The sequence below is a fragment of the Lacticaseibacillus sp. 30 genome (assembly GCF_053819265.1).
In genome coordinates this window covers 1-8,196 of sequence record NZ_JBSOQX010000041.1, presented here as the reverse complement: position 1 = coordinate 8,196, position 8,196 = coordinate 1, and the positions used below count along the sequence as shown (strand labels likewise).

At 46.3% G+C, this 8,196-nt stretch carries 7 protein-coding genes and 1 pseudogene; 4 read left to right on the top strand and 4 right to left on the bottom strand.

The features are described from left to right. Window positions 1–244: 244 nt before the first annotated feature. From ACWPAB_RS14800 to ACWPAB_RS14785, 4 genes are all read left to right on the top strand, one after another. Entirely contained in the window at window positions 245–3,067 is a 2,823-nt protein-coding gene (locus ACWPAB_RS14800; RefSeq protein WP_003587111.1) for a cation-translocating P-type ATPase, read from the top strand. A 59-nt stretch (window positions 3,068–3,126) separates the two neighbouring features. Further along, window positions 3,127–3,390 (top strand): hypothetical protein, encoded by a 264-nt coding sequence (locus tag ACWPAB_RS14795; RefSeq protein ID WP_003582045.1) that lies wholly within the window; start codon window positions 3,127–3,129, stop codon window positions 3,388–3,390. A gap of 51 nt (window positions 3,391–3,441) precedes the next feature. After that, window positions 3,442–3,867 (top strand): helix-turn-helix domain-containing protein, encoded by a 426-nt coding sequence (locus ACWPAB_RS14790; RefSeq protein ID WP_032793576.1) that lies wholly within the window; start codon window positions 3,442–3,444, stop codon window positions 3,865–3,867. Window positions 3,868–3,989: 122 nt separating this feature from the next. After that, complete coding sequence (locus ACWPAB_RS14785; protein ID WP_016379814.1) at window positions 3,990–4,838, top strand: IS3 family transposase; 849 nt, start codon at window positions 3,990–3,992, stop codon at window positions 4,836–4,838. 282 nt (window positions 4,839–5,120) lie between these two features. On the opposite strand, the gene ACWPAB_RS14780 is transcribed toward ACWPAB_RS14785, so the two are convergent. The 4 genes and pseudogenes from ACWPAB_RS14780 to ACWPAB_RS14765 form a co-directional block, all read right to left on the bottom strand. Continuing rightward, window positions 5,121–5,651, bottom strand: coding sequence for an IS3 family transposase (locus ACWPAB_RS14780; RefSeq protein ID WP_016382200.1), 531 nt, complete (start codon window positions 5,649–5,651; stop codon window positions 5,121–5,123). 140 nt (window positions 5,652–5,791) lie between these two features. Continuing rightward, window positions 5,792–6,043 (bottom strand): IS3 family transposase, encoded by a 252-nt coding sequence (locus tag ACWPAB_RS14775; protein WP_016382199.1) that lies wholly within the window; start codon window positions 6,041–6,043, stop codon window positions 5,792–5,794. 343 nt (window positions 6,044–6,386) lie between these two features. Continuing rightward, window positions 6,387–7,154, bottom strand: a complete 768-nt coding sequence (locus tag ACWPAB_RS14770) for a hypothetical protein (RefSeq protein ID WP_016382198.1) — start codon at window positions 7,152–7,154, stop codon at window positions 6,387–6,389. A 98-nt stretch (window positions 7,155–7,252) separates the two neighbouring features. Beyond that, window positions 7,253–7,851 (bottom strand): annotated as a pseudogene (locus ACWPAB_RS14765) (recombinase family protein). Window positions 7,852–8,196 lie beyond the last annotated feature (345 nt).

Genomic DNA, 8,196 nt, shown 5'->3' with positions numbered 1-8,196 from the left:
AATTAGGCCCGAGACCGTACTGTGGCTCGGACCGGCCGCACAGCAGGCCGCGCGCCCCAAGCGGAGCCCACCGCCCACGCCACCGGCGGCCCGGGCCAAATCTTTTGACAGCAACATTAGGTATCCTTTAAACTAGTAATAAAAGGTAACTAATTCAAAAAATTCGGTTGGGCGGTGCTCAAGAAAGCTTTCTCGGGGAGGAAAGCGATTCTTGGGTGCGGCCTTTTCTTATTGGAGGAAACTTATGACCCCTTACAACGAACACAAAGCAGATGTCCTAAAGCGCTTGGCCACCAGCCGGCAAAGCGGCCTCACCAGTGAAGAAGCACAGGCCCGGCTCACCCAGCATGGCCCCAACGCCTTGGCCGCCAGCAAGCCCCTACCAGCCTGGCGCCAGTTTTTGGCCACCTTGAAAGAACCCTTGGTGATTATTTTATTCATCGCCGTGCTATTGGCCTGGGCCAGCGCCGGCTATGACTTCTTCGTGCGCCACGACCCCAGCCATGGTATGGCGGCAGTGTATGAAAGCATTGCGATTCTGCTGCTGATTTTCGTTAATGCCGGCCTCTCCTTCTGGCAAGCCAAAAGCGCACAAAAATCCCTGGACGCCCTGAAGGTGATGGCGGATCACCACGCCAAGGTCCTGCGCGATGGCGACTGGCTGACGGTGCCAGCCACCGAGCTGGTGCCTGGCGATATTGTCAGTGTCAAAACCGGCGACTTCATCGAAGCCGACGTTCGCTGGCTCCATGTCGCCGAGCTGCAAACCAACGAAGCCCACCTCACCGGCGAAGCGGAACCTGTGCAAAAACAAACCCACGCATTGGGCGCTGACGTGCAAATCGGTGACCGCACCAACATGGGCTTTTCTGGTGCGACAGTGACGCATGGTAACGGCCTCGGGGTGGTGGTTGCGACCGGCATGCAAACCGAGCTGGGCAAAATCGCCACCTTGCTGGATCAAGTCAAGGACAAAAAGACCCCGATTGAACGCACCATTGCGCGCCTGACCACTAAACTGATGATGGTGGCGATGGTGATTGTGGCGTTCACGTTGCTGGTGGAGCTCTTGAAAGCCTATCAGCAAACTGGCAGTCTCTCCTTCGCTGCGCTGGCCGAATCCCTCTCTACGGCGATTGCCTTGGCGGTGGCCGCGATTCCCGATGCGCTACCGGCGGTGCTGTCAATTGTGCTCACGATTGGGGCCACGATGCTGGCCAAAAACAACGGTCTGATCAAGTCCCTGAACAGTGTGGAAACCCTAGGGGCCACCAGCTACATTGCCTCAGATAAAACTGGTACCTTGACCAAAAATGAAATGACTGTCACCCGGTTTTATGCCAATGGCGCCAGTTATGTGGTGGAAGGCGACGGCTATGAACCAGTAGGCGAAATCATCCCTGATGACGAAGCCGACACCCCCGGATTTTCGCGCTTCATGATGGCCGCTGTCCTGAATAACGAAGCGGCGATTCAAACCGACGACGAAGGCCGCAGCCGCCCGTATGGCAACCCCACCGACGTAGCGCTGGTAGTGATGGGCCACAAATTTGGTATCGATCGCGATACGATTTTGAGCAAAGACCAGGCGCTGGACATCGACATCATTCGCGAACTGCCGTTTGACAGCGACCGTAAAATGATGAGTGTCGTCATTAAAGATGGCGACCAGTATCAGGTGCTGACTAAAGGTGCGCCAGACGTGATTTTAGCCAAAACTGATGCCATTCTGGACCACGACCAACTCGTAACATTGCCAGCTGGTCAAACTGCGGTAGAAGCGCAGGTCAACCGCTTTGCCGAACAGGCGCTGCGGACGCTGGCGGTGACGCTGCGTGACATCGACGAGGACCTGGCGTTGCATGGTAGCACCGCTGAGCTTGAGCAGCACCTGACCTTACTAGGCATTGCCGGTATCATTGACCCGCCGCGGCCGGAAGTGCGCCAAAGTGTGACCACCTTGCACCAAGCCGGTATTCAGGTCGTGATGATCACCGGCGATCACGCAGTCACCGCCCGCGCGATTGCCTTAAAGCTGGGCATTGTCACCGACCCTAGCGCCCGGGTAGTGGAAGGCAAGCAGCTGGAAGCCATGACCGATGAAGATTTGTTCCGGCTCGCGCCAAGCATCCGCGTATACGCCCGGGTGTCGCCGGAACACAAGCAGCGCATCGTGCGCGCCTTGCAGCGGCATGGCGAAACCGTGGCCATGACTGGTGATGGCATCAATGACGCGCCAGCCTTACGCGCTGCTGACATTGGCATTGCCATGGGCATTAATGGCACCGAAGTCACCAAAGACGCCGCAGATCTGATTTTACTGGATGATAAATTCACCACCATCGAGCGCAGTGTCCGCGCCGGCCGCACCATTTTTGGCAATATCAAAAACTTTATGCGGCATGAGTTAACCACCAATGTCGCCGAGGTGTTGGCGCTGCTGTTCGGCGTGCTACTGATGACGCAACCCGTCGGCCAAGTGGCGGCCACCACCCCAACATTAACGGCGCTGATGGTGCTGTGGGTGAACATGATTTCCGATGCTTTACCGAGCTTTGCCCTCGGCTATGATGTGCCAGAAGCCGACCTCATGAACCAGCCGCCGCGCAATGTGAAACAATCCATTTTGCATGGCATGCTCGGGCGCATCTTCCTGCGCGGTATTGTGATGGGTGGGCTCGTGTATGTCGCCTTCATCTGGGCTGCCAGTCAAGGCATGAGCGGCGCAGAAGCGCAAACCCTCGCCTTTTTGACCCTGGTGTTTGGCCAGCTGTGGCATGTGTTCGACGCGCGTAGCACCCGCACTTTGTTCGCCCGCAACCCGTTTGAAAACCATCAGTTGCTGCTGGCAGTGGCTTTCGCGGCGGTGGCTTCATTACTTGTCACCATCATGCCGTTCTTCAACGAAGTGATGGGGACCGCGCCACTTTCTAGCACGCTGTATGCTGCGGTAGTCTTCATCCCGGCGCTACCGACCCTCATTTTGTCTGGAATCAAAGAACTGTGGCTGCGTTGGCATCGCCCGCCGGTAGCCCCAGAGCGCCAGGCCGCGCCAGAGCATGATTAAAGATTGTTTTTTCGGGCCAGATTGCCTACAATCGGAGTAACCATATCGAGGTGAGCCAGTTGAATGTTTATCATGCGCTGAAAATGATTCAGATCGAGCACCAGCCCCTCAATCATCGCCAGGTCGTGATCACCGATGAAAACGGCAAGCCGCTTTCGCAGCTGACCGATCTACTAAGTGATTGTCTCAGTAAAATCGACCTTTTCGTTGATTTGCCCAGCACCGACACGGCCAGCGATGTCATCGATGACCTGCATTTACTGACGCCCTTGCCGAATGACGTGCTGGACGAATACCAAAAAGTCCTCGATCAGCCGATTTGAAGTGCCCTACAATTGTTAGACAAGAAGTCTAACGATTGTGGGGCATTTCTTGTGACCAAATATAGTAACGAATTAAAGGCAAAAGTGGTTTCTGAATACTTGAAAGGCGGTATTGGTTACAGAGAGCTCAGCGTTCGATATGGTATTCCTTCGCGCGCTAATATTCGAACCTGGGTCAATCAAGCTAGGACCCACGGTATCGAGTCTTTGAAGGTCAAACACAACAAGACTACGTATTCGCAGACCTTTAAAATTACTGTGGTAGAGTATGTGCATACACATCAAGTAAGCAGAGTTCAAGCTGCCGCGCATTTCGGTATCTCTCCCAGCCAAGTCAACTCTTGGATTCGTATCGTAAAGGACCAAGGAGTTACCGGTTTACGTGCGCAGCGTAAAGGAAGGCCGCCTATGGGTAAGCACAAGCAAATCAAACCAATCAAGAAGCTCGAGCCAACGCAAGAGGAGAAGTATAAGTAAGAAATTCTGGAGCTTAAAAGCAAGCTGCACGAAGCTGAATTGGACCGTGATATTTTAAAAGCACTCGCGACCCTGACGAAGAATTCACCGAAGCACTCTCTACGAAAGTAAAGGCTGGCATCGTGACTTCGTTAAGGTCGCAATACGATCTCAATGAGCTGCTTAAGTCCCTCCACTTACCTCGAGCGACTTATTACGACCGGCTTAGGCGTGATAAGAAGCCTGATAAGTATGCCGAGGTCAAAGCCTTCATCAAGAAGTGTTTTTTCGGTTCGAAAGAGACTTATGGGTATCGTCGAATTCACGATGAAGCAGACAAAGTCGGCTTCCACTATGCCGAGGAAACAATTAGACGCCTAATGAGTGATATGGGATTGAAATGTGTGATTTACTCTAAACATACTTCCAAATATCACTCCTACAAAGGTCACGTTGGTCTCATTGCACCTAACATCTTGAATCAGAAGTTTGAAACCACACAGCCACTCACAGTGTTCCATACCGATGTGACCCAGGTACGGCTGTACAACGGCGAGTGGGGCTATATCTCGTCAATCACAGATGAAGCCAGCCGTGAAGTGATCGCGGCTATTGTCAGTGCTTCTCCCAATAAGGCTTTGATTCAAGCGTCACTTGATGAATTAGAGCATCACCTTAAAGAAGGCATCAAACCAACTCTTCACTCTGATCAAGGGTGGCAATATCAAATGGTGGACTACCAGCAACGTCTCAAGGCTATGAACATTACACAGAGCATGTCTCGTAAAGGTAACTGTCACGATAATGCGCCCATCGAAAGCTTCTTCAACCTCCTAAAACGTGAGTGCTTGAATCGGTATCAGATCAACACGCACTCAGATCTGCGCAAGCTGGTGAATGGTTACGTGGATTGGTTTAACAATGTCAGAATTTCGAGAAACAAAAATGGCTTGACCCCAGTTGAGTACCGGGAACAAGCCATGATTGCTTAATTCAAAATCTAAATTGTCTAACTTTTCTATTGTACTTCAATTAAAATGGTCTTTTTTGCAAACCCACTTTTTTAAACAGCTAATCTTTTCCCTCTTAATAAACTATTTGAAACGAACAAAAATGGAAACTCTTTGTTTCCTAAAACTATTGCAGCCGGACTGGATTGAAGTCAATATTTGAGACAGATTTTAAGAGACATTCAGAACCGCGTTTACCTTCCACAGCTCAAATAAATCATTAATCGCGATTAATAACTTATTTGAACCCTGGAAAGCATTAAATCAGGCGGCCATTTGGCTCGTAAGTGTTGCAATTTCAACTTGTAAGGGGGTCTGGTAGCCCAGTGAACTATGAATTCTCTTCTTATTGTAGAAAGCATGCACATATTCAAAAAGGACGGCAGCGGCAGTTTCATAATCTTCAAAGACCGGTACTGGATAAACACATTCCTTTTTGAGGGAAGCGTGAAAGGATTCCATTGGCGCATTATCATACGGACAACCCTTACGGCTGTACGAGTGGCGGATATGTAGTTCAGTTAAACGTTGATTGTAATCATCGCTGGTATACTGTGATCCTAAATCCGTATGGATAATCAGGTCCCCAGTAATGGTTCGATTTTTAACCGCGCTTTCAAGGGTCTTTAAGACTAAATCAGTATCCATCTTTTTTGAGAACGAATAGCCGATAATCCGTCGTGGACTGCACCGAAGCTGCAGTGGTTGAAGTTCCAGATTCAATTCATGGTGGATCTTCATAACACCGTATCGCTGCTTAAATTCCGCAAAGATCCGCAGAATCCGTTGTTTCAAGTCCGCATCTTCGGCCCGGCGTTTTGAAGGTTTGGGGGATCGATAACGATAATACTGAGCTCTGGAAACACCGAGGATTCGGCACATCTTGGTTACCTGGTGGTGATGGCTTTCTTGGTGAATGTAATCAAAGATATTGGTTACTTCTGCGCAAGGAAGCCCAGGGCGTTTTTTAGGATTTCGTTCTCCTCAGACAGCGAAGCCAGTCGCTTTTCCATCGCTTTGATTTCGTCTGGCGATTTACCGGATTGAGTTTTGGCCTGGCCCTGGATCCACTTATGAACTGTTGAATAGCCAATGCCATATTCTCTGGCCAGTTGGGCAGCTGATTCGCCTTGCTTATATAGGTTGATAATGTTTTGTTTGAATTCTTTGTCGTAACGAGTTGGCATGTAAAAATTCCTTCCTTTTGAGAGACGATTTATTCATTATACCCTCTCTTAAAAGTTGTCTCAGGAATCAGCTTACATCCAGTTCAAGCATACGTTGTTTTCCGTTCATCTATGGTAAGATGCTGGTAGTGGTTCATAGCTAGTTTCCTTTCATGATTGTTCTCGCAAACATCATTCTACAGGAGTTTTGCCATGGGCCATTCTTTATTTAATTAGTGTTGAACTTAAAGTGTAAATTCAAAAATTCAAAAATTATTTAAAAATTGTGTTAACAGTTGAGTATTCTGTATGGTATATGCTTCTTCAATTTGTTTGTTGGTAAGTAAGGGGTAATTATTCCTAATTAGTTTATAAATATTTTTTTATTTGTTGTAGAGTTAGGATTTCTTGCTTCCCAATCGTTTTTAACATATTCGACTATTGTTGAATTCATATATTTATTTGAGGAAAAGTCATAGCTTTTAGTCACAAAATCATTGGGTATAAAAACAATAACTTCACCATTAAATAAGAAATCTTGAGTAACCAGATTTTGCCAGTCATTATTATTCCAATAATGATGAGAATTTGGATTACACCGATGTAAAGGTATATTCAGATGATACGCATTGATAATATTTAGGGTGTATTCATTTAATTCATGGTAAATTATGTTAGTAATAACATCAGAAAAACTATCATCGGAAAAGTTAGAAACAAATATATCGAAAAGTAAAGATTTAGGTAGATCCCTAGTAATAGCAGCCTGATTAACTATATTTTGAATAGTATCTATAGATTCTCCAAGAGCACTATATGAAGGCCCCTTACCTTTAGGTTTATCTTTAGAAAGCCCGAGATGTGTATCATTTATCTCATGGATATTGTTAATGATATTATTAATAACATTCTGTTGACCAGCTCTTTCAAGATCTAATAGATGTCCAAAAAAACTATAAATTCGTGTGCATGCGCTATTTTCATCAAACATAGTATTATTTGATAGAGCAATTCTTGTAGGATCGATAAAAAGTTTACTATCATTTTCAAGGTCCAAATTAAAACAATCAAGATCATTAACATTAAACAATCTGTTACCAACACTGGAAAAATATTCAGAAAGATAATACATACAAAACACCTCCAGATAGATAAACCCTATTCTATTAAAGTCTAACATAAATTTGTGAATAGGCATAATTCAGTATTAAACATTTGGGATGCTGCGATTTAATCTATGCGATTGGCATTTTTTACATTGAATTTTTTTCGATATCTGATAAAGGTTGTTCGTTTAATCCCAGTATTCCTAGCAACGTCCACGTCACTCATGCCTGCCTGATAAAGTTTAAAAGCATGTTGCAAGCGGGGATCGTCTTGGGTGTATTGGGGTTTGCGCCCATGATATTTGCCTTGTTGTTTTGCCAGGGCAATGCCTTGTTGCTGACGTTCGATGATCCGCTTACGTTCACTTTCCGCCTGGTACTTATACAATTCAATGATGAGGTTAGTCATAAGTTGACGCAAATTAGGGTCAGTAATCCCAGTCATTGACGGCAAATTTAACACATCTAGGGTGGCCCCCTTATTTTGAATGGTGTTCATGATCTTAGTTAAATCTTGGTTGTTTCTGCCTACGCGATCTAATTCAGTGACCAGGACAATATCACCCTCACGAATATAGGCCAGCATTTTTTGCAGTTCTGGCCGATTAGTGTTAGCCCCACTTAATTTATCCGTAAATAATTTATCACGCCCTTTAAAGCCGCTAACTGTCGATCTAAATGTTGCTACTTAGAACTCACACGGGCATACCCGATTTTAGCCACTTTCAGTCCTCCTTTTGGACAGTTCTAATGAACATTTGTAATTCCTAGTATAGTACAGAAGCAAAAAAGGCCAATAGGGTATGCCCTAATGGTCTAAGATCGAAAAACTAATTTACTTGTCAAGCATAATACTTAGAAATAAAGTGATTTAAAACATGACAAAATCACCCCATAACGATGGACTGTAGAACTAGCAGAAATAGGTAGGATTGAAATGGTTTCCTGCAAAAATCCTGTCAACAAAAAGGAGCCAGTTTAAAGTAATATGGAATTGCTCTTTAATGGTCTAATCATGTAGAGAACCCAATACCCAATTATTGATTAATTGTTCAACGTACCAATTTG